This window comes from Pseudomonas tehranensis, assembly GCF_014268615.1.
Taxonomy (GTDB): domain Bacteria; phylum Pseudomonadota; class Gammaproteobacteria; order Pseudomonadales; family Pseudomonadaceae; genus Aquipseudomonas; species Aquipseudomonas tehranensis.
On record NZ_JABWQV010000018.1, the window covers coordinates 14,743 to 39,333 of the forward strand.

General features: G+C 60.5%; 23 protein-coding genes. 10 read left to right on the top strand and 13 right to left on the bottom strand.

Annotation, left to right across the window (positions count from 1 at the left end; genetic code table 11):
• The first annotated feature begins 106 nt into the window (after nt 1-106).
• The gene (locus HU811_RS06085; protein WP_186654664.1) at nt 107-991 is read left to right on the top strand and encodes a LysR family transcriptional regulator; all 885 of its coding nucleotides are present in this window, start codon (nt 107-109) and stop codon (nt 989-991) included.
• A gap of 55 nt (nt 992-1,046) precedes the next feature.
• Here HU811_RS06085 and HU811_RS06090 read toward each other — a convergent pair whose 3' ends face one another.
• Nucleotides 1,047-1,793, bottom strand: coding sequence for a substrate-binding periplasmic protein (locus HU811_RS06090; protein ID WP_186654666.1), 747 nt, complete (start codon nt 1,791-1,793; stop codon nt 1,047-1,049).
• A gap of 343 nt (nt 1,794-2,136) precedes the next feature.
• Between HU811_RS06090 and HU811_RS06095 the strand changes: the two genes are divergently transcribed.
• A complete protein-coding gene (locus tag HU811_RS06095) occupies nt 2,137-3,090 on the top strand; it encodes an alpha/beta fold hydrolase (protein WP_186654667.1) in 954 nt (317 codons plus the stop codon).
• A 188-nt stretch (nt 3,091-3,278) separates the two neighbouring features.
• Nucleotides 3,279-5,456 (top strand): ATP-binding protein, encoded by a 2,178-nt coding sequence (locus HU811_RS06100; protein ID WP_186654668.1) that lies wholly within the window; start codon nt 3,279-3,281, stop codon nt 5,454-5,456.
• 14 nt (nt 5,457-5,470) lie between these two features.
• On the opposite strand, the gene HU811_RS06105 is transcribed toward HU811_RS06100, so the two are convergent.
• The 3 genes from HU811_RS06105 to gabT all read right to left on the bottom strand — a co-directional run bounded on the left by HU811_RS06105 (nt 5,471) and on the right by gabT (nt 8,042).
• Entirely contained in the window at nt 5,471-5,959 is a 489-nt protein-coding gene (locus HU811_RS06105; RefSeq protein ID WP_076385388.1) for an Lrp/AsnC family transcriptional regulator, read from the bottom strand.
• 44 nt (nt 5,960-6,003) lie between these two features.
• A complete protein-coding gene (locus tag HU811_RS06110) occupies nt 6,004-6,660 on the bottom strand; it encodes an HAD family hydrolase (RefSeq protein ID WP_092399065.1) in 657 nt (218 codons plus the stop codon).
• Between the two features lie 89 nt (nt 6,661-6,749).
• On the bottom strand, nt 6,750-8,042 hold the full coding sequence (gabT, locus tag HU811_RS06115; protein ID WP_186654671.1) for a 4-aminobutyrate--2-oxoglutarate transaminase: 1,293 nt from the start codon (nt 8,040-8,042) through the stop codon (nt 6,750-6,752).
• A gap of 287 nt (nt 8,043-8,329) precedes the next feature.
• On the opposite strand from gabT, the gene HU811_RS06120 reads away from it, so the two are divergent.
• The 3 genes from HU811_RS06120 to HU811_RS06130 all read left to right on the top strand — a co-directional run bounded on the left by HU811_RS06120 (nt 8,330) and on the right by HU811_RS06130 (nt 11,071).
• A complete protein-coding gene (locus HU811_RS06120; RefSeq protein WP_186654673.1) occupies nt 8,330-9,256 on the top strand; it encodes a 2-hydroxyacid dehydrogenase in 927 nt (308 codons plus the stop codon).
• A 215-nt stretch (nt 9,257-9,471) separates the two neighbouring features.
• On the top strand, nt 9,472-10,329 hold the full coding sequence (locus tag HU811_RS06125) for a GNAT family N-acetyltransferase (RefSeq protein WP_186654675.1): 858 nt from the start codon (nt 9,472-9,474) through the stop codon (nt 10,327-10,329).
• A 34-nt stretch (nt 10,330-10,363) separates the two neighbouring features.
• The gene (locus tag HU811_RS06130; RefSeq protein WP_186654677.1) at nt 10,364-11,071 is read left to right on the top strand and encodes a cupin domain-containing protein; all 708 of its coding nucleotides are present in this window, start codon (nt 10,364-10,366) and stop codon (nt 11,069-11,071) included.
• Between the two features lie 49 nt (nt 11,072-11,120).
• Here HU811_RS06130 and HU811_RS06135 read toward each other — a convergent pair whose 3' ends face one another.
• The 6 genes from HU811_RS06135 to dadA all read right to left on the bottom strand — a co-directional run bounded on the left by HU811_RS06135 (nt 11,121) and on the right by dadA (nt 17,250).
• Entirely contained in the window at nt 11,121-13,046 is a 1,926-nt protein-coding gene (locus HU811_RS06135) for an acetyl-CoA hydrolase/transferase C-terminal domain-containing protein (RefSeq protein WP_186654679.1), read from the bottom strand.
• A gap of 135 nt (nt 13,047-13,181) precedes the next feature.
• Nucleotides 13,182-13,592, bottom strand: coding sequence for a c-type cytochrome (locus tag HU811_RS06140; RefSeq protein WP_343469071.1), 411 nt, complete (start codon nt 13,590-13,592; stop codon nt 13,182-13,184).
• A 183-nt stretch (nt 13,593-13,775) separates the two neighbouring features.
• Nucleotides 13,776-14,324 (bottom strand): cupin domain-containing protein, encoded by a 549-nt coding sequence (locus tag HU811_RS06145; protein WP_047226150.1) that lies wholly within the window; start codon nt 14,322-14,324, stop codon nt 13,776-13,778.
• A gap of 128 nt (nt 14,325-14,452) precedes the next feature.
• Complete coding sequence (gene alr / locus HU811_RS06150) at nt 14,453-15,526, bottom strand: alanine racemase (protein ID WP_186654681.1); 1,074 nt, start codon at nt 15,524-15,526, stop codon at nt 14,453-14,455.
• Nucleotides 15,527-15,620: 94 nt separating this feature from the next.
• On the bottom strand, nt 15,621-15,974 hold the full coding sequence (locus HU811_RS06155; RefSeq protein ID WP_092395033.1) for a RidA family protein: 354 nt from the start codon (nt 15,972-15,974) through the stop codon (nt 15,621-15,623).
• On the bottom strand, nt 15,946-17,250 hold the full coding sequence (gene dadA / locus HU811_RS06160; protein ID WP_092452915.1) for a D-amino acid dehydrogenase: 1,305 nt from the start codon (nt 17,248-17,250) through the stop codon (nt 15,946-15,948). The genes HU811_RS06155 and dadA overlap by 29 nt, the downstream gene beginning before the upstream one ends.
• 155 nt (nt 17,251-17,405) lie before the next feature.
• Between dadA and HU811_RS06165 the strand changes: the two genes are divergently transcribed.
• Complete coding sequence (locus HU811_RS06165; protein WP_003206849.1) at nt 17,406-17,894, top strand: Lrp/AsnC ligand binding domain-containing protein; 489 nt, start codon at nt 17,406-17,408, stop codon at nt 17,892-17,894.
• A gap of 13 nt (nt 17,895-17,907) precedes the next feature.
• On the opposite strand, the gene HU811_RS06170 is transcribed toward HU811_RS06165, so the two are convergent.
• Nucleotides 17,908-18,261 (bottom strand): YkgJ family cysteine cluster protein, encoded by a 354-nt coding sequence (locus tag HU811_RS06170; RefSeq protein WP_186654684.1) that lies wholly within the window; start codon nt 18,259-18,261, stop codon nt 17,908-17,910.
• Between the two features lie 146 nt (nt 18,262-18,407).
• On the opposite strand from HU811_RS06170, the gene HU811_RS06175 reads away from it, so the two are divergent.
• Nucleotides 18,408-19,721: an NAD(P)/FAD-dependent oxidoreductase gene (locus HU811_RS06175; RefSeq protein ID WP_186654686.1), complete on the top strand. Its 1,314-nt coding sequence runs from the start codon at nt 18,408-18,410 to the stop codon at nt 19,719-19,721.
• Nucleotides 19,722-19,837: 116 nt separating this feature from the next.
• Here HU811_RS06175 and HU811_RS06180 read toward each other — a convergent pair whose 3' ends face one another.
• Nucleotides 19,838-20,083 (bottom strand): DUF1127 domain-containing protein, encoded by a 246-nt coding sequence (locus tag HU811_RS06180; protein WP_092395024.1) that lies wholly within the window; start codon nt 20,081-20,083, stop codon nt 19,838-19,840.
• A 179-nt stretch (nt 20,084-20,262) separates the two neighbouring features.
• Between HU811_RS06180 and HU811_RS06185 the strand changes: the two genes are divergently transcribed.
• A complete protein-coding gene (locus HU811_RS06185) occupies nt 20,263-21,696 on the top strand; it encodes an aminotransferase-like domain-containing protein (RefSeq protein WP_186654688.1) in 1,434 nt (477 codons plus the stop codon).
• 61 nt (nt 21,697-21,757) lie between these two features.
• Nucleotides 21,758-23,326, top strand: coding sequence for a phospholipase D family protein (locus tag HU811_RS06190; protein WP_092395018.1), 1,569 nt, complete (start codon nt 21,758-21,760; stop codon nt 23,324-23,326).
• Between the two features lie 30 nt (nt 23,327-23,356).
• Here the strand turns inward: HU811_RS06190 and HU811_RS06195 are convergent, their stop codons facing one another.
• Nucleotides 23,357-24,499, bottom strand: a complete 1,143-nt coding sequence (locus HU811_RS06195) for an MFS transporter (RefSeq protein WP_186654690.1) — start codon at nt 24,497-24,499, stop codon at nt 23,357-23,359.
• Nucleotides 24,500-24,591: the final 92 nt, after the last annotated feature.

The window sequence follows — 24,591 nt, forward strand, 5'->3', positions numbered from 1 at the left end:
CTCGGAAACAGGAAATCAGGAGATTCCATCCTCAGCGAAAGGCTAAGATAGGAAAAGTTGAATTTCCCAATTTTTAAATTCAGATTTACTGAACAAGGAGGGCCGCATGCGCGAAATCAGCCTGGACCGTCTGCGTACGTTGGTGGCCATTGTCGACTTGGGTTCGTTTGCCGAGGCCGCTCGGGCATTGCACCTTGCGCCCCCCACAGTCAGCTTGCATATCGCCGACCTGGAGTCACGGGTTGGCGGCAAGCTGTTGTCACGCACGCGCGGGCGCATTCAGCCTTCGACGATTGGAGAAACACTGGTGGAGCGCGCGCGACGCCTGTTGGCGGACGCGGAGCAGGCGCTTGAAGACGTGGAGCGTCAGGTGCAGGGCTTGGCCGGACGCGTGCGGCTGGGTGCCTCGACAGGGGCCATTGCTCAGTTGCTGCCGCAAGCTTTGGAAACGTTGGGCCAACGCCACCCCGCTATCGATCTGCAGGTGGCTGTGCTCACCTCACAGGAAACGTTGAAGAAGCTTGTCGAGGGTTCGCTCGAGATCGGCCTGGTCGCGCTGCCTCAACCACAGGTGAAGGGGTTGCGGATCGAGCCATGGCGACGGGACCCGGTCATGGCCTTCTTGCCGGCTCGCTGGGAATGCCCGGCTATTGTGACATCCGGCTGGCTGGCCACTCAGCCCTTGATTCTGAATGACAACACCACCCGGCTTTCGCGCTTGACGTCGGAGTGGTTCGCCAGTGACGGACACCAGCCTAGGCCTCGTATTCAACTGAATTACAACGATGCGATCAAAAGCCTGGTGGCTGCCGGTTATGGCGCGACGTTGTTGCCACATGAAGCTTCCACGCCATTACCCGATACCCGGATCGTCATGAGGCCCTTGCAGCCCTTATTGTGGCGTGAACTGGGCGTTGCCCACCGAGCTGGCGAAGTCGAGCGGTCTACGCAACATGTGCTGGATGTGCTGTGGGGGTTGAGTGCGGGGTAGGATGATGGTTTATCGGACGGGCCATGGATGCTATTACCTGACCACCCACCCGCTTTCACTGCCCAACAACCCCCTCATACCGCCGCTGAATCCGTTCCACCTCGCCCGAACGGCGCAACTGCTCCAAAGCCTTGGCCCACGCAGTCACCACCTCGTCCTCAGAATCGAGGCTGAACGCGATGTACAGCGACGAGCGATAGAGCTCGATGGGAATTTTGCGCAGCGTGCCCGGTGCGATGTTCAACTGGCGGCTGTAGTAAGCCACTCCGGCATCGGTGTCGCCGACGATGATGCCGGTGCGCCCGGCGAGCAGCATGCGGTAGAGCAACTTGCTCTCGGTTGCACTTTTGTCCACGTTATTGAAACCCAGCGACTGCAGCATCTGGGGCACCAGGCCGGCATGACGGGTGGTGATCTGCGGGGCGTGCAGCAGTTGTTCCAGGGAGTTCACCGGCGGCGCATTGGCCAGTTGATAGGCGTAAATGGACTCCTCCACGATCGGCCCGACCCACTTGTATAACGGCTCGCGCTCCGCCGTGCGGAACAACGAGAACATGATGGTCTTGCTGCGGGTCCTCAGTACCTGGGTGGCGCGCATGCTGGGCTGCAGATGCACCTCAAAGTCATCCCCGGTCAACGCCATGATGGCCCGCACGATCTCCGTGGTCATACCTGTGAGCTGGTTGTTCTCCTGATAGTTGTACGGGGCCCATTCTTCGGTAACGACCTGGTACTCTCCGGCCTTGACCCCTGTGCCGAGCAATAGACAAAGCAGCGCCGCAGCCGGTGTCGAAATTCTCACGTGTTCTCCTGATAAGCCGTTCGGTGTTCGCGCAAGGCCGAGGTGGAAACTCACAGAACAAGCATAGACGCAAACCCGTGGCTGACGGCTGATGCAATCCACACTCCTGCCTTTGGCAATCTCTTGGTTCCAGAATTTCCGAGACCACCCGCTTCTTCGGCTGATCGCCACAATGATTGAGCTGCACGAGTCAAACTGGCGGGTTTCAGGTATCTGTTATTCCCATAGTTGCTATCGATACCATCGCCGTTCTCGTCATCGGCCTCTCTCTCTAATCTGCCCACCAACGCGATCGATGACGATCGCAGCAGATCACAGTCCGCCCCTTATGGAGAGAGAAACGATGAACACACTCAATCGCACCCTGGCCATCGCGACACTGGCACTGGCTACCCTCAGCGCCGAGGCTGCATCGCCCACCCAGGCCGGCGCTAGCGCGTCCGCCGTCGGCAGCGTGATCCAGTCCGCCAGTTACATCACCACCCGGGACGGCGTGCAGCTGTACTACAAGGACTGGGGCCCCCGCGATGGTCAGGTGGTCACCTTCAGCCACGGCTGGCCGCTGAACGCAGACAGCTGGGAAGCGCAGATGATGTTCCTCGCCGCCAAAGGCTACCGCGTTGTTGCCCACGACCGTCGCGGCCACGGACGCTCCAGCCAGCCATGGGAGGGCAACGACATGGATCACTACGCCGACGATCTGGCGGCGGTGATTGAAGCGCTGGATCTGAAAGAGGTGACTTTGGTGGGGTTCTCCACCGGTGGCGGCGAAGTGGCTCGCTATATCGGTCGCCATGGTACCGGCCGGGTGAAGAAGGCCGTGCTGGTCTCCTCCGTCCCACCGCTGATGCTCAAGACCCCGACCAACCCCGGCGGCCTGCCCATCGAGGTGTTCGACGGGCTGCGCAAGGCATCCCTGGAGAACCGCTCGCAGCTTTACCTGGACATCGCTTCCGGCCCCTTCTTCGGCTTCAACCGCGAGGGTGCCAAGCCGTCCCAAGGGCTGATCCAGTCGTTCTGGGTCCAGGGCATGCAGGCGGGCAGCAAGAACACCTATGAGTCGATCGCGGCCTTCTCGGCGACCGACTTCCGTGGCGACTTGAAGAAGTTCGATGTGCCGACGCTGGTGATCCATGGCGATGACGATCAGATCGTGCCTATCGATGCTTCAGGCAGGGCGTCGGCGGCGCTGATCAAGGGTGCACGCCTGATCGTCTACCCCGGCGCGCCGCATGGCCTGACCGATACGCACAAGGACCGGCTGAACCAGGATCTGCTGACGTTCCTTCAGGAATAGAACCGGAACATGCACTGCCCGCTCCGTTGTTCAGGGAGCCTCACAGATACTGCATCCACCTTGCAAAGCCCTTCTCAGGAAGGGCTTTTGCGTTCGTCAACGCTCTGTGGCGGGCACGCTCATCAATTCATGTGAACCTAGCCGTCCTCCCACCCTCGGATATTCAAGACGTACTCAGGGTGACCCATATGGCAATCGAAGACACTTTATTACGTCAACGCAAGGTACTTGCCGAGTTCGGCGAGCTGGCCCTGGTTTCAGACGACCTGGAGCACATTCTGGATGAGGCGTGTCGCCTGGTGGGTGAGGCGCTGGAAACCCATCTGGCGAAGTTCATGTTGCTGGAAGACGACGGTGTCACTTTCCTCGTGCGTAACGGTGTGGGGTGGGCACCCGGCGTGGTGGGAAAAGTACGGGTGCAGGCCCTGGCAGGAACCCCGGAACGCTATTCCCTGGACACCGGCAACGCCGTCATTTCCACGGATGCCTCAACAGAAACACGCTTTCACTATCACGACTTTCAGAAGCGCAACGGCGTTCAGGCGTTCGTCAATGTACTGGTATACGGAGCCAGCGAAACACGGCCATTCGGCATATTCGAAGTCGACAGTCGCAGCCCCAGGCAGTTTAGCCAGAGCGATATCGATTTTCTGCGCGGTTACAGCAACCTCCTCGGTGCCGCATTGAGGCGCTCGCAAACCATGCAAGCCATGCGCCTGACCGAAGAAAAATTGCGTGAAAGCGAAAGGCACTACCGAATCGCGGCGCAGCTCACTCCGCTCTGGCCCTGGACGGCCGACAGCCATGGCGCGGTGACGTCACTGGATCAACGCTGGTATGAATACACCGCAAGGTCGCCGGCGCAGACATTGGGACGCCAGTGGTTAAACGCAGTGCATCCCGATGACCGGCTATCATTTGCCAAGCTATGGAAACAGTCGCTGGCCAGTTTGCAACCCTTCGACGCGCATATCCAGTTGCGCAAGTCCACGGGAGAATATCGATGGTTCAGAATCCGTGCATTTTGCAGCCTGGACCCTGAAGGCCGTTGCGAACAGTGGTATGGCACCGTCGAAGACATTCACGAGCGGGTGCAACTGGAGGCGGCGCTGAGGGACTGGAACGAGCTGCTCGAAGAACGCATCGCTGTCCGAACAAGGCAGCTTGAAGCCGAACAACAAGAGCGCGCGCTGGCCGAGTCCAAACTACGCCAAAGCCAGAAAATGGAAGCTGTCGGCCAACTGACCGGGGGCATCGCCCACGACTTCAACAACCTTCTGGCCGGCATCACCGGCAGCCTGGAGTTGATGCAACGGCACATCGACAATCAACGTTATGACGAGCTGTCCCGGTACAACTCTGTCGCCCTGACTTCGGCAACCCGTGCAGCCGCCTTGACCCAGCGCCTGCTGGCATTTTCCCGGCAGCAATCGTTGCAACCGGAAGTGCTCGAACCTCGGGAGGTGGTGGCCGGCCTCGAAGAAATCATCCGGCGTTCCGTGGGGCCGAGCATTCATGTCGAATGTTCTTTCAGGGGGCACGACCCGATCAAATGCGACCCGAATGGGCTGGAGAACGCGCTGCTCAACCTGGCGATCAACGCTCGGGATGCGATGCCCGGTGGCGGGACCTTGAAGCTGGACGTACAACGTTGCGCTATCGACGCGCAATCTTGCAGCGAAAAGATGCTGCCCGCCGGCCTGTATGTGGCGATATCGGTCGCGGACTCAGGCACCGGGATCAGCGCCGACATCCTGCCGCGCGTGTTCGATCCGTTTTTCACCACCAAGCGCATTGGCGAAGGTTCCGGTCTGGGCCTGTCGATGATTTACGGGTTTGCCCAGCAATCCGGCGGGCAGGTGAAGATTCAGAGCAGCGTCGGGGTGGGAACGACCGTGACGATGTATTTCCCGGTGGTCAGCCAGTCCCCCGCTCGGCCGGAGGACGCTGAGCCGGAGGCTGCGCGACTGCAACCAGGTGCCAACGAAACGATTCTGCTGGTCGACGACGAAGCGGCTATTCGCCAGATGGTTTCGGAGTTCCTGACCGAAGCCGGCTATCGTGTCATCGAGGCCCTGGACAGTGCCTCTGCCCTGAAACAGGCCGAGAAAACGGCGCATCTCGATCTGCTGCTCACGGACATCGGCCTGCCCGGAACCATGAACGGTGTCGCTCTGGCGGCTGCAATGAAGACCCGATATCCCTCGCTCAAAGTGATGTTCATCACCGGGTTCGCCGAAGGCAAAAGCCTGGTTTCGGTGGATGCAACGACCCGCATCCTGACCAAGCCTTTCAGCTTGACCGACCTGGGGCAGCAGGTGGCTTCGCTGATTCACGCCAGTGATGACGGCGCTGAATCAGCGTAAAACGTTTCAATCAATCAATGCCGCAGCAGCTTGCGCAACGGAATCTCGTCCTTGCGCACGGGCGATTTGATGACGATGTAGCTGAAGTATTTGGAGATGCCGATGTTCTTGTCCAGCAGGCTTTCCATCACATCCTGGTAATCCTGGATGCTGCGGGTCATGAAGCGCACGAGATAGTCGTAGCCGCCGCTGATCAGGTGACATTCGAGCACTTCATCCACCAGGCGGATGTTGGATTCGAATTTGGCGAAGTCCTCGCGCTTATGGTCGCTCAAGGTGATTTCGGTGAAGACCGTCACCGAATCGGTAATCTTGGCCAGGTTCAAGTGGGCCTTGTAGCTGGAGATGTACCCCAACGATTCCAGCCGTTTGACCCGTTGCAGGCATGGGCTGGCGGAAAGCCCCACGGCATCGGCCAGGCTGACGTTGGTCATGCGGCCGTCTTTTTGAAGCTCTACCAGAATGCTGATGTCGATCCGGTCCAGTTTCGCTACACCTTCCATCGCCTACCTCTGCCTGCCATTTGTAAGACAATCTTCTAACAAAATCAGCACCGTAAAGACAGCTGATGCTGAGCCACCAGGTCGGCCATGCTGTTGATGCAATGCTGGCCTGCGCATGGCTTGGGTGGGTTGTCGGGGTTGCGACAAATCAGGCAAACCGCCCCGACCTTGGCTGGGCGGGCGCCCGGACGGGTTACTTGAAGAATAGCCTGCGCATCGAGGTCGTTGGCCTTGAGCCAAGCGGGATCGTGCAAGGGGTCACTGGCCAGTGAAATAAAATCCTCCGGCTCGATGCCCAGGCGCTCGCATAACGCGCCCCGGTCTTCTGCATCGCGGTCGCCCAGCACCAGCAGGCGATAGAACTTGCGTAGATAGAGCATCGCCCCCGGCGCATCCTCGAACAACGTCCAGGCGGCGGCCGAGCGGGCGAAGCTCATGCCCTCCTCCCAACTGACCTTGAGTTTCCAGCGCTCGGCCAACTGACGGTGGGCGAAACACAGCAAACCGCTGAAACCCAACTCGCCGAAGCGCGGATACAGCGCTTGCAGCACCTCGTCGAACTCGGCCAGCACCTGGGTTTTTTCTGGCGACTCACCGTGGTGTTCCAGCAGCGGCTGCAGCGCCGTCCAGATGGCGGAGTCCCGATCCACCAGGACCTCATCGCAGTCGATCAACAATGCCCGATACTCAGTCAACCTCATGGGTAAAGCCTCCGCTGATGTCCCATCGATCCACGCTCCTTTGATTTGCATGGGCGCTTGCCCTGGCAAACGCCATGAACACCAGGCCTTCAGCCCATGACCCGTGCCAGCGCAGCGTCGAGAATCTGCAAGGCTTCATCGACCTGCGCCTCGCTGGTCACCAGCGGGGCAAGGAAGCGCAATACGTTGCGGTACACCCCGCACTTGATAACCAGCAATCCACCGGCCCGGGCTTCGTCGATCAAGCGTTGGTTGAGGTCGGCATCCGGGGAGCGTGCAACGTCATCCTTGATCAGTTCGATCGCCAGCATGAAGCCGCTACCACGCACGTCGCCAATGCGCGGGTAACGGGCTTGGAGGCGCAACAACCCCTGACGCAGCCGCTCGCCCAGGGCTTCGCCACGGGCCAACAGGTGTTCCTGCTCGTAGGCGTCGATCACCGCCAGCGCCGCCGCGCACGACAGCGCGTTACCGCCATAGGTGCCGCCCAGTCCACCAGGCAGTGGCGCATCCATGATTTCGGCCTTGCCGACCACACCCGACAGCGGCAAGCCGCCGGCCAGGCTTTTGGCGACCGTGACCAGGTCTGGCTGGATGCCGGCATGCTGGAAGCCGAACCATTTACCGGTGCGACCAAACCCGGTCTGGATTTCATCGAGAATCAGCACAATGCCATGTTTTTCCGTCAGCGCGCGCAGGCCCTGGAGGAACTCGGCGGGCGCCGAGAGGAAACCGCCGTCGCCTTGCACCGGCTCAAGGATGATCGCTGCGACCCGCTCAGGCGCCACTTGAGTGGCCAACAGTTCGTCCAGCGCCTGGAGCGCCATTTCGCTGGTGACACCCCGGTAGGCATTCGGATAGGGCGTGTGAAACACCTCCGGTGCGAACGGTCCGAAATTCTGTTTATAAGGCTGGCTCATGCCGGTGAGCGTGGTACCCAACAACGTCCGGCCATGGAAGCCGCCGCGAAAGGCGATCACCGCCGAGCGCTGGGTGTAGGCTCGGGCGATCTTCACCGCGTTTTCTACCGCTTCGGCGCCTGAGGTAAAGAACGCCGCCTTATAGGCTTGCTCACCCCCGATCATTTCGCACAGGCGCTTGGCCAGGTCCAGATAAGGTTGGTAGGCCACGACCTGGAAACAGGCATGAGTCACTTTCTGCAGTTGGGCTTGCACCGCCGCGACTACCTTGGGGTGATTGTGGCCGATGTTCAGGACCCCGATGCCGCCGACGAAGTCCAGGTAGCGCTTGCCGTCCACGTCCCACAACTCCGTGCCCTGGGCCCGGTCGATCACCAGCGGATGGGCAGTGACCAGGCCACGTGGCACGAATTGATCACGCTGACGGAGCAGACTTGGGGTTTCTTCGACTTTACTGTTCATGGCATTTCCCATCGTGAGCCTCGCAACCAGGAAGCGGCTGCGGTGTGTTCACAGGTTAAGCGTTCGACACGATTGTCTAAGCCGAACTTGGTCGTTGAGAAATTCGGATCGACTGTTTACACCCCGGCAAACAGCAGAATCCTCCAAGGGCCTCGTACCCCATGGAATCTGCTGACTTGCGCGCCATACAACGCAGCCTGATGTTCCCAGGGGGGGCCTTTCGACAGATCCTGCTTTGCCATTAAGGCATGCTTGTTACTTCCTTATTTCATGCGAGAAATGACCTCATGGCCCTGCTCTACAAAGCCGACCCGGTGCGCGGTGAACAATGGAAGCGCCTGTTCGCCGAACACGCACCGGATATCCAATGGCGTGCCTGGCCGGACATCGGCGATCCGCGGGATATTCGTTACCTGGCAGCCTGGCAGGCACCGGACGATATCGAAACGTTGTTGCCCAACCTGCAAGTGCTGTTCGCCTTGTCGGCAGGGGGCGATCAACTGGATCTGGGCCGCTTGCCGCCAACGCTACCGGTGGTGCGCTTGCTCGACCCGGGTATCAGCCAGGGTATGTGTGAATACGCCAGTTTCGCCGTGCTCAGCTTGCACCGGGACATGTTGCGCTATCGCCAGCAACAGGCCGAGCGGTGCTGGCACGCACACCGGCTGGTGCCCGCGCAGCAGCGCCGGGTCGGGGTCATGGGCCTGGGGTTGCAGGCCCGTCACATACTCAACACCTTGAAGCCCTTTGGTTTCGCCTTATCAGGCTGGGCGCGCAGTGAACATCACATTGATGGAGTACAGTGCTTTGCCGGAACCGGGCAACTGCCGGCCTTCCTCAGCCAATGCGACATTGTGCTGTGTGTCCTGCCACTGACCGAGCAGACCAAGGGAATTCTCAACCGCCAGCTGTTCCAGCATCTGCCCCACGGCGCGGCCCTGGTCAACATGGGTCGGGGTGGGCATCTGGTAGAAGCGCATTTACTTGAAGCCCTTGCCAGCGGCCAGCTGAGCGCGGCGGTGCTCGACGTGCTGGAACAGGAACCGGCCGCGCCGGATCATCCGTTCTGGAACCATCGGCAAATAATGCTGACCCCCCATATCGCAGCGATGACTCAACCCGAGAGTGCGTTCGGCGTGTTGTTGGACAATATTCGCCGGCATCAACGGGGCGAATCGATGCGGGGTCTGGTGGACCGTCAGCGCAGCTACTGACCCGTGCATGACAAGGTGCATCGGGCAAAAAACCATCCGGTATTTACTGCCGGCCCGGCCGCTGATTTGAGCAAGAAATGTGGCCGCAAGCGTCGTTGTAGAAGGAACCTGCCGAATCGTTTTGCGCCCCTTGTCAGGCTTGCTTGCAGGTGAGATACAAACATTATCCGCGGATAAATCCGACTGATTACCCCCTCTCTCAATGGTGATCTGCCATGTCCAATTCGAAACGCCCTGACTACGTCTATCGTGCCATGACCGCTACCGATGTCCCCTCGGCACACGCCTTATCCGTGCAACTGAAATGGCCCCATCGCCTGGAGGACTGGGCGATGCTGCAGCGCGTGGCCCAAGGTTTTGTCGTTGAGGATCAGGGCCGCCTGATCGGCACTGCATTCACCTGTGCCCAGGGACGCTACGCCACCATCGGCCTGGTGATCGTCGATAACGAGTATCAGGGCCAGGGGATCGGTCGCAAACTGATGGAGCTGGCCATCGAAGCGTGCGGCTCGCGTACTGCCATCCTCAATGCGACGCTGGCCGGCGCCCCGCTGTATGCCAGTCAGGGATTCGTGGACTTTGGGCATATCCAGCAACATCAGGGCCTGGCTTTACCGCCTGCACCGCAGACATTGGCCGCCAACGAACGCTGCCGCCCGCTGACCGACGCCGATCACGCCGAAGTGATCACACTGGCCAATGCCGGAAGTGGCCTGGACCGTGGGGTCGTGCTCACCGATCTGTTCGATGTCGTTGAGCATGCAGTGGGTATTGAGCGGGACGGCCAGTTGTGCGCTTTCGCCCTGCTGCGCCCCTTCGGACGTGGCCGTTGCATCGGTCCGGTCATCGCGCAGAACCCTGAACAGGCCCGGCACCTGATCGCTGTGTTGCTGGCACGGGTGCCGGATGCATTCGTTCGGATCGACATTCCCTCCAACACGGGGCTGGGCCCCTGGCTCGAAGACGCGGGCCTCAAGCAAGTCGACACCGTCGCCCAAATGGCTCGCGGCACGCCACCGCAAGCGAGCGGCGCGGTGCGGCAGTTTGTGCTGGTGACCCAGGCCGTTGGCTGACAAATCCCATCGCTTATTTTGGAGAATCCTGTTCATGCTCGAACCCACTGCAGTGCTGTTGGCCCATGCCGACGGCAGCCCCGCCTCAACCTCGTTCACCCCAGGCTCATTGGGGGCCAATGATCCATTCGACAGGCTCATCGCTTATGCCGGGGCGGATGGCATCGCCGCTGGTATCGTCCGGGCCAGCGGTCGGGTCAGCAGCGACCAGTATCCCTTCAGCGAAATGATCGTGGTGCATGCCGGAGGCGTTGAACTGCGCAGCCAGGCACAAACGCTGCGCCTCAGCGCCGGTGAAAGCGCGGTGATCGCCCGTGGTACGGCGCTTGAGATCGACGCGCAAGCTGAGTCTTTATGGACCTTCTGTGCCGATACCCAGCGCGTGAATGCCAGCGAGCCCGGGCTGACAGCACTCCCGGCCCACACGTTGCTCTCGCCTTCGGCGGCTCCCGATGAAGCCATACTGCTCAGCCCGCCACCGCAATGTCGCTCGCACAGTCTGTTTGTCGAAGAAGCCACCAACCTGCGCATCGGCGTTTGGGACTCAACGCCTTACACTCGCCAAGCCAGGCCCCACAAACTGCATGAGTTGATGCACCTGATTGAAGGCAGCGTCACCCTGCAGACAGCCGACGGCACCGACCTGACGGTCAATACCGGCGACACGGTGTTCGTACCGCAGAATGCGCCGTGCGCCTGGACGAGTCACGTCTACGTACGCAAGATCTACGTCGTCAAATAGCACCACCGCTTTCGCGAGCAAGCCCGCTCCCACAAGGGATCTGCGGCGGTCATTGGATAGCGGTGATCTTGAGACCAGCGAGCAACAAACGCTGGCCCAGCTCTTCTTTCAGCCCTTCGGGGCTCGCCAACTGCATCCGCTCCAAATGCTCGGGAAACTCCGACGGCGGCGGCGCGTCCAGCGCGGCCTTGCCCAACTCCAGCATCTCGGTGAGTTTGAACTTGCTCTTGAGCCAGTTCAGCGCACGCAGCAGGTCGCGTTCCACTGCGTCAAAATCGCAACCTAACGGATACTCCGGAAACAAATTCGGATGCCGCGCCTGGATGGCCTGCAAGCGTTCCGAGGTGTTGTCGGTGAACCGCGGATCAAGGCGGAAATCCTTCGGCAACTTACCGGCATTTTGCGCCTGCTCGATCAGCTCCGACTGGAAACGTGAGTCGCTGATGTTCAGCAGCGCCTCGATCACCGCAGCATCAGTCTTGCCCCGCAGGTCAGCGATACCGTATTCAGTCACCACGATGTCTCGCAGGTGCCGGGGAATGGTGCAATGGCCGTATTCCCAGACGATGTTCGAACTGATCTCGCCCCCCGCCTCGCGCCAACTGCGCAGAAGCAGAATGGAACGCCCGCCCTCCAGCGCATGGCCCTGGGCAACGAAGTTGTACTGCCCGCCCACGCCGCTGAGTACCCGACCGTCTTCCAGTTGGTCCGCCACCCCGGCGCCCAGCAAGGTCATGGTGAAAACCGTGTTGATGAAGCGTGCGTCGAGTCGCTGCAGGCGCTTGAGTCGTTCCTGGCCAAACAGCTCGTTGATGTAACTGATGCGGGTCATGTTGAATTCGAGGCGCCGACTCTGGGGCAACTCGCGCAAGCGTTCGTAAAAACTGCGAGGACCGAGGAAGAATCCGCCATGGATGCAAACGCCGTCGGGTTGCGCCGCCTCGTCGAGGGTGCCGGCGTTGGCCCGTTCCTGGGTCGGCTCGTCGGGATAGACCCTGCGCCGGATAATTCCGGCCTCCGCCAGCACCAGCAAGCCGTTGACGAACATTTCGCTGCAACCGTACAACCCTGTGGCAAAGGGTTCGACCCCGCCCTCACGCTCGATCAACTGCGCCCACTGGCTGAGATTCAGTTCCGCCAGCAACGCCTGGTAAGCGGCATTGTCGGCTTGACGCGCCAGCAGCGCCGCCGTCAACGCATCGCCCATGGAGCCGATGCCTATCTGCAACGTACCGCCGTCACGCACCAGGGCACTGGCGTGCAAGCCGATCATATGGTCCTGAAAGCCCACCGGCATGTTCGGCGTGGAAAACAGCGTGTGGCTGTCCTTTTCATCGATCAACAGATCGAACGTGTCGATGCCGACTTCCGCATCACCGGGCATGTAAGGCAGATCACTGTGAACCTGGCCCACCATGAGGATGGTCTCCCCCGCCGCACGCCGCTTGGCGATCATCGGCAACAGGTCGAGGGTAATGTCCGGGTTGCAACTCAGGCTCAGGCGGTCAGGATGCTGCGGATCACTGGCCACCAATTGCGCAACCAGGTTCAAGCCGGCGGCATTGATGTCCCGCGCGGCGTGGCTGTAGTTGCTGCTGACGTAATCCTGCTGGGCCGACGCACTATGCAGCAGGCTGCCCGGTTGCAGGAAGAATTGCTGGACATGGATGTTGGCCGGCAGGCTGTCGCGGTGCAGATCGGCCAGGTAATCCAGTTCCGGATAATCACCAAAAACCCGCTCGATAAAAGGTTCGAGAAAGCGCTTCTGCAACCCATCGCCCAGATTGGGTCGGCCCAGGCTCAGGGCCGTGTAGATGGTCAGTTGGCGCTCTGGCAGTTGCGCGATACGCCGGTACAGCGCATTGGCGAACAGATTGGGTTTGCCCAACCCCAGGGGCATCCCCAGATGAATGTGCGCTGGCAGGCGCGCGAGTACGTCATCCACCGCCTGTTCGATTGAACACAACTGCACCATCCGACCCTCCGGGACATTCCATGAATGTGGGTTGGACCGAGCTTGCCGGGTCTTGGTTGCGATGAACAGCTTTGTAAAACCACCGGGCACAAAAAAACCGCTCGCAAGCGGCTTTTTTGTTGAAGATGCTGGTGTTTACAGACCCGACATCTCTTTGATGGCACCTTTGAGCTCATCATCCGAACAATCGGCGCACGTGCCTTTAGGGGGCATGGCATTGATACCGGAAATCGCTTTGGCGAGCAGCCCATCAAGGCCACCTTCTTTCTTGGCTCGTTCACCCCAAGCTGCCGCGTCGCCGATCTTCGGAGCATTCAGCAGGCCGGTACCGTGGCAAGCATTACAGTGTTTTGCAATAACGTCTTTCGGCGTCTTGGCACCGCCGCCGCCAGCCGAAGCCACGACTTCCATGCCTTTGCATTCCTGCCCCTGAACGCAGACCTGGCCGACCGGTTCCAGGCGCTTGGCGATTTCGTCGTTGGTCGCCGCTTGGGCGCTGACCGCCCATAGGGCCAATACGGTTGCTGGTGCAGCCAGCATTTTCATAATTAGGTTCACGCGTACACCCTCAATGGTGGCTAGTCACGCCTGCGGCCACGGTTTGCAGGCGGGCGCAAGTATAGCGGGAAGGCCGTCACACTGAAACAACCCCAAAGTCGCAAGGGTCTTGTTTGTCATGACAGCTCATCCTTCGGGCGCCTTTGCCGTGCAGGCACGGCGCCTCTTTTCCTAGAAGTTGGCCGGTGTGGCTGCGCTGATCAGTCGCGCCGGCGCATCGAACGGATTACGAAAGCGGTGTGGCTTGGTGCTCTCGAAATAGTAGCTATCGCCCGCTTCGAGTACGAATGTTTCGGCGCCGACTACCAACTCCAGCCGCCCTTCCACCAGAATCCCGGTCTCTTCGCCCTCATGGGTAAGCATCTCGTCACCGGTATCGGCGCCAGGCGGGTAGATCTCGTTCAGAAAGGCAATCGCCCGGCTGGGGTGTGCCCTGCCCACCAGTTTCATGGTGACGGCACCGTCGGAAATGTCGATCAGTTCATTGGCTTTGTAGACGATCTGGGTCGGTTTCTCCTGAAGGATTTCTTCGGAGAAAAACTCGACCATGGACATGGGAATCCCGCCAAGGACCTTACGCAGCGAGCTGATCGAGGGGCTGACGCTGTTTTTCTCGATCATCGAAATAGTGCTGTTGGTGACGCCCGCGCGCTTGGCGAGTTCACGCTGGGAAAGGCCTTTGAGTTTACGAATGGATTGCAGTCGTTCACCGACGTCCAATGCTGGAGCCTCCAGGGAATCAGGTTGTGTGGAAAGTGAGCGTTATCATGGCGACAGCGTTCAGTATTTACAACACTTTGACCTCAATCCCGTGCGGTGAAGCGACTTTCGGTAGGTTGCGCTTTGCGTCAGCCCCCGCAATAGAGCCGTGGCACCCGGCGCAGGTTGCAGAAAATCTGATAAGGAATCGTGCCGGCCGCCTTCGCGACATCGCTGGCCAGGATAGTCTTGCCCCACAGTTCCACGGTCGAACCGAGCCCGGCCTGGGGGATATCAGTCAAATCCACGCACAGCATGTCCATCGACACCCGCCCGACCAATTGGCTTGGCTGTCCATCCACCAGCACCGGCGTACCGTTCGGCGCCTGGCGCGGGTAACCGTCGGCGTACCCCATGGCAACCACGCCGACCCGCGTCGGTTGCGCGGTGACAAAACGGGCGCCATACCCCACCGGCTCACCGGCGGGCAATTCACGCACGCTGATGATCTTGGACTCCAGTGTCATGACTGGCTGCAGCCGCGCGGCAACGGCGTTGGCCTCCTCGAAGGGTGTCGCGCCGTACAGCATGATGCCTGGCCGCACCCAGTCGCTGGGCATTTGCGGCCAGCCCAGCACGGCTGGGGAGTTGCGCAAACTGATCTGCGCCGCCAGCCCCTGGCGGGCTGCCTCAAACACAGCCAGTTGCTCGGTGCTGCTGGGATCGTGCAGCTCATCGGCACGGGCGAAATGGCTCATCAACACAATCTTCGCCACCTTGCCGCTGGCCAGCAGTCGACGATAGGCCGCCTGATAATCCGCCGGATGCAGCCCCACCCGATGCATCCCCGAGTCGAGCTTGAGCCAGACCGTAATCGGCTTGTTCAGGGTCGCGTTTTCAATCGCTTCGAGCTGCCACAACGAATGCACCACACACCAGAAATCGTGTTCGACGATCAGCGACAGTTCATCGGCCTCGAAGAAGCCTTCCAGCAGCAAGACCGGACCACGAATCCCGCCGGCCCGCAGTTCCAACGCTTCTTCGATGCAAGCCACGGCAAACCCATCGGCCGTGTCCTGTAAAGCCTCGGCGCAGCGCACTGCGCCGTGCCCATAGGCATCGGCCTTGATCACCGCAAGGGCTTTGGCTCCCGTCACTTCGCGGGCCAATTGGTAGTTGTGACGTAAGGCTTGAAGATCGATCAGGGCACGGGCAGGACGCATGGCGGCAGGCTTCTAGGCGGACTCGGTAAAAAAAACGGCGCTGGCTGACGGCACGAACCACCAACAGCACCGCAAGAGGGATCGTTTTCCGGGTTTAGGGCAGCGCGGCCACGACGGACAGCTCCACCAGGATTTCCGGTTCGCACAGCTTGGCCTGCACAGTAGCCCGGGCTGGCGCGACGCCGTTGGGCAGCCATTTGTCCCAGATCGCGTTCATGCCTTCGAAATGGGCGTCGATGTCTTTCAAGTAAATCGTCACCGACAGCAGGTGGTTTTTGTCGGTCCCGGCCAGGTCCAGCAAACGTTCGATATTGGCCAGGGTTTCCCGGGTCTGCTGCTCGATACCGGCACTCATGTCGTCGCCAACCTGCCCGGCAAGGTAAACGGTGCCGTTGTGCAGGACGACCTGACTCATGCGGTCATTGGTGAGCTGGCGCTGGATTGACATGTTTTGCAGACTCCTGGTGTTTACTGCCATAACGGGAAATATCGAGGCCTTCGGCGCTGATCTGTGGTTTTTTCTTCGCCATCAGGTCCGCCAGCAAGCGCCCGGAACCACAGGCCATGGTCCAACCAAGGGTGCCGTGGCCGGTGTTCAGGAACAGGTTCTTGAACGGGGTGGCGCCCACGATCGGCGTGCCATCCGGGGTGGTCGGACGCAGGCCGGTCCAGAAACTGGCCTGGGCCAGATCGCCGCCCTGAGGATAAAGGTCGTTGACGATCATCTCCAGGGTTTCACGCCGACGCGGGTTGAGAGACAGGTCAAAACCGGCGATTTCCGCCATGCCGCCCACGCGGATGCGGTTATCGAACCGGGTAATCGCGACCTTGTAGGTTTCGTCGAGAATGGTCGAGGTGGGGGCCATCGCCGGGTTGGTGATCGGCACGGTCAGGGAATAACCCTTGAGCGGATAAACCGGCGCACGAATGCCCAGCGGCTTGAGCAATTGCGGCGAATAACTGCCCAGGGCCAGGACGTAGCGGTCGGCGGTTTCCAGCTTGCCGTCGATCCAGACGCCGTTGATGCGATCACCGGCGTAGTCCAGGCGCTGGATATCCTGGCCAAAGCGGAACTGTACCCCGAGCTTCACGGCCATTTCCGCCAGACGCGTAGTAAACATCTGACAGTCGCCAGTCTGGTCATTGGGCAGACGCAAGGCTCCGGCCAGGATGTCAGTGACATTGGCCAACGCCGGCTCGACGCGGGCAATACCTTCACGGTCCAGCACTTCGAAGGGCACACCGGACTCTTTCAGCACGGCAATGTCTTTGGCCGCACCATCAACCTGAGCCTGGGTACGGAACAATTGAGTGGTCCCCAGACTGCGGCCTTCGTAGGCAATCCCGGTTTCGGCGCGCAGTTCGTCGAGGCAGTCGCGGCTGTACTCGGACAGACGCACCATGCGCTCCTTGTTGACGGCATAACGATTGGCGGTGCAGTTGCGCAGCATCTGCGCCATCCACAAGTACTGGTCGATGTCGGCGGTGGCTTTGATCGCCAGCGGTGCATGGCGCTGCAGGAGCCACTTGATGGCCTTGAGTGGCACACCTGGCGCGGCCCACGGCGAGGCATAACCCGGCGACACCTGGCCGGCATTGGCAAAACTGGTTTCCATGGCTGGCGCCGGCTGACGATCAACCACCACGACTTCAAACCCGGCACGGGCCAGGTAGTAAGCACTGACGGTACCGATGACGCCGCTACCTAAAACCAGAACGCGCATGTTGAAGCCCTCATCGCGGATAACCGCTGACGTTTTGTTGTACAGACCGTAATGTGCGCAGTTTAGAAAAGATCAGCCAGTGCTTTTCACTATATAAATGCCTATATTTGGCGAGAATTCTCGGCAAAAACCCTTTTCATGGAGGAGCATCACCTGTGCGGACCAACACTCAGACCAAACGTGAGCTGGACAAGATCGACCGCAACATCCTGCGCATCCTCCAGGCGGATGGACGGATTTCCTTTACAGAGCTTGGGGAAAAGGTCGGCCTCTCCACCACGCCTTGCACCGAGCGGGTTCGTCGCCTGGAGCGCGAGGGAATCATCATGGGCTACAACGCCCGGCTCAATCCGCAGCATTTGAAGGGAAGTCTGCTGGTATTTGTCGAAATCAGCCTCGACTACAAATCCGGCGACACCTTTGAAGAATTCCGGCGCGCAGTGCTGAAATTGCCTCACGTGCTCGAATGCCATCTGGTGTCAGGCGACTTTGACTATCTGGTGAAGGCGCGGATTTCCGAGATGGCTTCGTACCGCAAGCTGTTGGGCGACATCCTGCTCAAGCTGCCCCACGTGCGCGAATCCAAGAGCTACATCGTGATGGAAGAAGTGAAGGAGAGCTTGAACCTGCCGATTCCGGATTGAAGGGCGTTCTAGGCTACACCAACACCTGCCGGGTGCTGGCGATGTATTCGTGAATCTGCTTCTCGACCCGGGGATGGATCAACTCCACTGGCCGTCGCCCGTTTGGGCACGGCAGGGTGGCGGTGGTGCCGAACAACCGGCAGATCAGCGGCCGCTCGTCATAGACAGTGCAGCCATTGGGTCCCAAGTGCACGCAGTCGAGCGCTTCCATGGCCGCGTCCTGTTCGGCCCGGGTCTTGCGCGGCAAGCGGGCCATTTCCTCCGGCGAGGTGGTCACTGGCCCGCAGCAGTCATGGCAGCCCGGTACGCACTCGAACGAGGGAATCTGTTGGCGCAACGTGCGGATTTTTTGACTGTTGCAGCTCATCGAAGCGGCTACCGAGACGGGACAAGGCAGGATTCTGCACGAAAAGGCTTATCCCAGACAGCGCCAACCGACCGATGTTGCCCATGGACGAATCCCCGGCTTATGCTCCGTAAAATTTCTCAAACACAATAATCAGGATTACGCACATGAACGCCCGTGTTCAGCAACCTGTCCCGAGCCATTCGCACGCCGCCTCTTACTACGCCGCCAGCAGCCTGCCGCAACCGGATCATCCGCTGCTGCAGGGCGAGCTGGTGGCGGATGTCTGCGTGGTCGGCGGCGGGTTCTCGGGATTGAACACAGCGATCGAACTGGCCGAGCGCGGCATGAGCGTAGTGCTGCTGGAAGCGCACAAGATCGGCTGGGGAGCCAGCGGGCGCAACGGCGGCCAACTGATTCGCGGCGTCGGTCACGGCCTTGATCAATTCGCCCCGGTCATCGGTGCCGACGGCGTACGCCAGATGAAGCTGATGGGTCTTGAGGCGGTGGAAATCGTCCGTCAACGGGTCGAGCGCTTTCAGATCCACTGCGACCTCACCTGGGGTTATTGCGACCTCGCCAACAAGCCAGGTGACCTGGAAGGTTTCGCTGAGGACGCCGAAGAGCTGCGCCGCCTGGGATATCGCCATCAGACCCGGCTGCTGCAAGCACACGAAATGCACAGTGTGGTGGGTTCGGATCGCTACGTCGGCGGCCTGATCGACATGGGCTCGGGCCATTTACATCCGCTGAATCTGGCCCTGGGCGAATCCTGCGCCGCGCAGCAATTGGGGGTCAGGCTGTTCGAGCAATCGGCGGTCACGCGCATTGATTACGGCCCGGAAGTGAAGGTGCACACCCAACAGGGCGCGGTCCGGGCCAAGACCCTGGTGCTGGGCTGCAACGCCTACCTCAATGGGCTCAACCCGGAACTCAGCGGCAAAGTGCTGCCCGCCGGCAGCTACATCATCGCCACTGAACCTTTGGGCGAGGCTCAGGCCCAGGCGTTGTTGCCGCAGAACATGGCGGTCTGCGATCAACGGGTGGCGCTGGATTACTACCGGCTTTCCGCGGATCGACGCTTGCTGTTCGGCGGAGCCTGCCACTATTCCGGTCGCGACCCGCAAGACATCGGCGCGTACATGCGTCCAAAAATGCTCAAGGTGTTCCCGCAACTGGCGCAGGTGAAAATCGACTATCAATGGGGCGGGATGATCGGCATCGGCGCCAATCGCTTGCCGCAGATCGGCCGACTCAAGGATCAGCCCAACGTTTACTACGCCCAGGCCTATTCCGGTCATGGGGTGAATGCCACGCACCTGGCCGGCAAGCTGTTGGCCGAAGCCATCAGTGGGCAACAGAGTGGTGGTTTCGATCTGTTCGCCCAGGTGCCGCACATGACCTTCCCGGGCGGGAAGCATCTGCGCTCGCCACTGTTGGCGTTGGGGATGCTGTGGCATCGGTTGAAAGAGTTGGTTTAGTCCCGGATCCGTGGCGAGGGAGCTTGCTCCCGCTCGGTTGCGCAGCAACCGCAAAATCTAGGTCTGCTACGCAGCCCAGCGGGAGCAAGCTCCCTCGCCACCGGGTTCCTATGGCTTCAAAGCCGCCAGAACGGCTTGAGCGCCTCCGCCCGCGCCTGCTCCCGGCTCAGCCCGATATCACGCAACTGTTCGGGTGTAAGCTCCAACAAGGCCTTGCGTGTATGCAGGCGACGCCAGAACAGGGCCCAGCGGCTCAGACCGGACGGAGCACTGGGCAACATCGCATTGCGCAGCTCCTTTTCCTGCCCCGCCGCCAGTTCCTGGCTGTGTAACGTCAGCCGCACATCGCTCAAGCCGTTCATTTTGATCGCTCCTGTTTACTTGGGTAGCCAGAGCTTTCATGATGCGCGGACGGCCTAATTCAATACAGATTCAAACAATGTGTTTTATACGCATACAGATTGCGGCTTTTCGACACTGAATTGTCTTTTTCCGCCGCAACTGTATTGGTTACCGTTGTCCACTTCATCGAGAGCGCGCCATGACCCTTTACGTGAACCTCGCCGAATTGCTCGGCACCCGCATCGAACAGGGCTTCTACCGCCCCGGCGACCGGCTGCCATCTGTTCGCGCCTTGAGCACAGAACACGGGGTCAGCCTCAGTACGGTGCAGCAGGCCTATCGCGTGCTGGAGGACAGCGGGCTGGCGATGCCAAAACCCAAATCCGGCTATTTCGTACCGGCCAGCCGCGAATTGCCGGACCTGCCGGTAGTGGGTCGCCCAGCCCAGCGACCGGTGGATATTTCCCAATGGGACCAGGTGCTGGAACTGATTCGCGCCGTGCCACGGGCGGATGTGGTGCAACTGGGCCGCGGCATGCCGGACATTCATTCGCCGACCATGAAACCGCTGCTGCGCAGCCTGGCGCAGATCAGCCGCCGGCAGGACATGCCGGGTCTGTATTACGACAACATCTACGGCAACCTCGCGTTGCGCGAACAGATCGCTCGCCTGTCGCTGGACTCTGGTTGCAAACTGGGAGCCGGCGACCTGATCGTCACCACCGGCTGTCACGAAGCGCTGTCGGTCAGCATCCGCGCTACCTGTGAACAGGGCGATATCGTCGCGGTGGATTCACCCAGCTTTCACGGCGCCATGCAAACCCTCAAGGGCCTGGGCATGAAGGCCCTGGAAATCCCCACCGACCCGCTCACCGGCATCAGTCTGGAGGCACTGGAGCTGGCGCTGGAACAGTGGCCCATCAAGGCCATACAGTTGACGCCCAGTTGTAACAACCCGTTGGGCTACATCATGCCCGAGGCCAACAAACGCGCGTTGCTGACCTTGGCGCAGCGCTTCGACGTGGCGATTATCGAGGACGATGTGTATGGGGAACTGGCCTACACCTATCCGCGGCCCCGTACGATCAAATCCTTCGACGACGATGGCCGCGTCCTGCTCTGCAGTTCTTTTTCCAAGACACTGGCACCGGGCTTACGGATTGGCTGGGTCGCACCAGGCCGGTATCTGGAACGGGTGCTGCACATGAAATACATCAGCACCGGCTCCACCGCACCGCAACCGCAGATTGCCATTGCGGAGTTCCTCAAAGGCGGACATTTCGAACCGCATTTGCGCCGGATGCGCACCCAATACCAACGCAATCGCGACGTCATGATCGACTGGGTCAGCCGCTATTTTCCAGCGGGTACCCGCGCCAGCCGCCCGCGAGGCAGCTTCATGCTCTGGGTCGAGCTACCCGAAGGCTTCGACACACTCAAGCTCAATCGGGTCCTGCATGATCAAGGCGTGCAGGTCGCGGTCGGCAGCATATTTTCTGCCTCGGGCAAGTACCGCAATTGCCTGCGCATGAACTACGCTGCCAAACCAACGGCACAGATCGAGGACGCCGTACGCAAGGTTGGTGCCGCGGCCATTGCGTTGTTGAACGAAACCCGACTCGACGCCGTCTGAACTTTACTCAGGGAAGCAGCACCCACAAGCCGATCAACGCAAACAAGCGGAACGAGCCTACGTGAGATCCAGACCCATCCTGCCTGCGCTCTTGCTAATCGCCTCGCTGCTGGGCGGCTGCGCCAGTTTTGATATCACCCGCGAGCCCTCCCAGGCGCTCCCGGCAACCGACTCTTCGTTCGGCCGCTCGGTACAGGCCCAGGCAGCTCCCCACGAGGGGCGCTCGGGCTTCCGCCTGCTCTCTGACAGTACCGACGCCTTCTCCGCCCGGGCCGAATTGATCCGCAACGCCCAAAGCAGCCTGGATTTGCAGTACTACATCGTTCACGACGGCATCAGCACGCGCATGCTGGTGGATGAATTGCTCAAGGCCGCCGATCGGGGCGTGCGTGTGCGCATTCTGCTGGATGACACCACCAGCGATGGCCAGGACCAGATCATCGCGACCCTCGCCGCTCATCCGCGGATCCAGATACGCCTGTTCAACCCACTCCATCTGGGGCGGGCCACCGGGGTAACCCGCAGCCTGGGACGACTGCTCAATCTTTCACTGCAACACCGGCGCATGCACAACAAACTCTGGCTGGCGGACAACAGCATGGCCATCGTCGGCGGTCGCAATCTAGGGGATGAATATTTCGACGCCGAACCCAACCTGAACTTCACCGACATCGACCTGCTGGGCGTTGGGCCGGTGGCCGAACAATTGGGGCACAGCTTCGACCAATACTGGAACAGCGCCCTGAGCAAACCCATCGAACAATTCCTGTCCCATCGGCCAACCTCCAAGGATCTGGCCAACAGTCGGCTGCGCCTGCAAGAGTCACTGGAGCAGACGCACAAAGAAAATCACGCGCTTTACCAGCAGTTGACCTCCTACCGGACCCAACCGCGCCTGGACATCTGGCGCAGACAGCTGATCTGGGCATGGAATCAGGCGCTGTGGGATGCACCCAGCAAAGTACTGGCCAAGGATGAGCCTGATCCGCAGTTGCTGCTGACCACGCAATTGGGCCCGGAGCTGACGGGGGTCAGGGAAGAACTGATCATGATTTCGGCCTACTTCGTGCCCGGCCAGCCAGGGCTGGTCTACCTGACCAGCCGGGCCGATGCCGGGGTGGCGGTGAGTCTTTTGACCAACTCCCTGGAAGCCACCGACGTACCGGCGGTGCATGGCGGTTACGCGCCGTATCGCAGGGCTTTGCTGCAACATGGGGTGCGGCTGTACGAATTGCGTCGCCAGCCCGGGGACACGGGTGGCAGCAGCCCCCATTTGTTCTACAGCAAGTCCTACGGCGAATCGGATTCCAGCCTGCATAGCAAAGCAATAATCTTTGACCGACAGAAATCCTTCATCGGCTCGTTCAATTTCGATCCACGTTCAGTGCTGTGGAACACCGAAGTGGGGGTGTTGGTCGACAGCCCCGAACTCGCCGGCCAAGTGCGCGAACTGGCCTTGCAGGGCATGGCGCCGGCCCTGAGTTACCAGGCCCGCCTGAAGGACGGGAAGCTGATATGGACCACCGAAGACAACGGCAAGCTGCACGACCTGGACCGCGAGCCCGGCAGCTGGTGGCGCCGGTTCAACGCCTGGTTCGCCATGACCATTGGCCTGGAACAGATGCTTTAGAGGCAGCCCGTTTTTGTGGTGAGGGTGTGCTCAGGCCGTTTGGGTGGCCCCGAACGCCCCTTGGCGCAATAACAGAATCACCAGCCCGAACGCGCCCGCTGCCATGAACAAGGGCAGTGCATGCCCGCTGATCCATTGACTGCCCGCCCCCGCCGCCAACGGACCGATCAGGCAACCGATCCCCCACAACTGTGCAATATGGGCGTTGGCCCGCACCAATGCATCGTCACGATAACGCTCGCCGATCAGGATCAGTGACAACGTGAACAACCCGCCCGCGCTGGCGCCAAACAGCACCCACAGTGGCCAGATCAACAACGTATCGATCAGCAGTGGAACCGCCAGGCTCGACACCATCAGCGCCACCGCGCACCCCGTGAACAACGACCGGCGTGACAGGCGGTCCGCCAGAGCACCAATCGGTAACTGCAACAAGGCATCACCGACCACCACCGTACTGACCATCGCCAGCGCAATGTCGGCGCTGAAGCCCTGACGCAAACAGTAAACCGGCAGCAAGGTCAGGATCATTGCCTCGAACGCCGCGAACAACGACACCGCCCAGGCGATGGCCGGCAACCCCCGACAAAACGCCCATAGATCCTTGAAAGTGACGCTGCAGGCTTCACTGCTGGGCGCGCCGCTGCGTCCCAGCAACAGCAATGGCGAGACCAGCAACAGACCGACCCCCACCCAGAAGCCGTAATCGTGATCCGTCCCCAGCGCGCCCAGCAGCAACGGGCCAGACAACTGACTCAGGGCGTAGCTGCTGCCGTACAGCGCCACCAACCGTCCGCGCCATTGTTCGATCACCAGTTGGTTGATCCAGCTTTCACCCAGAATGAACACCAGGGTCAGGACGACGCCGATCATCAACCGCAGCAGCAACCAGATCGGATAACTGGGCAACAGCGCCAGCAACCCGATGGACACCGCCCCACCCCACAGGCACAAGCGCATCAACGCCGCCGTGCCGAACCGCGCCGCAAGCCGACTCGACACCTTGGCCCCGACCAGCACCCCAACGGCCGGCATGGCGGCCATCACCCCGATGGCAAACGAACCATAACCCCAGCCTTCCAGACGCAGCGACACCAGCGGCATGCTCACGCCCAGCGCCAAGCCGACACTCAGGACAGATGCCAACACGGCGAAATAGGTCGCCCAACGCATTTCCACACTCCTGTGGATGGTTACATTTCAAGCCCTGCGCAAAGCAAATGTGGGAGCGGGCTTGCTCGCGAAGACGGTTTCGCATTCAACAA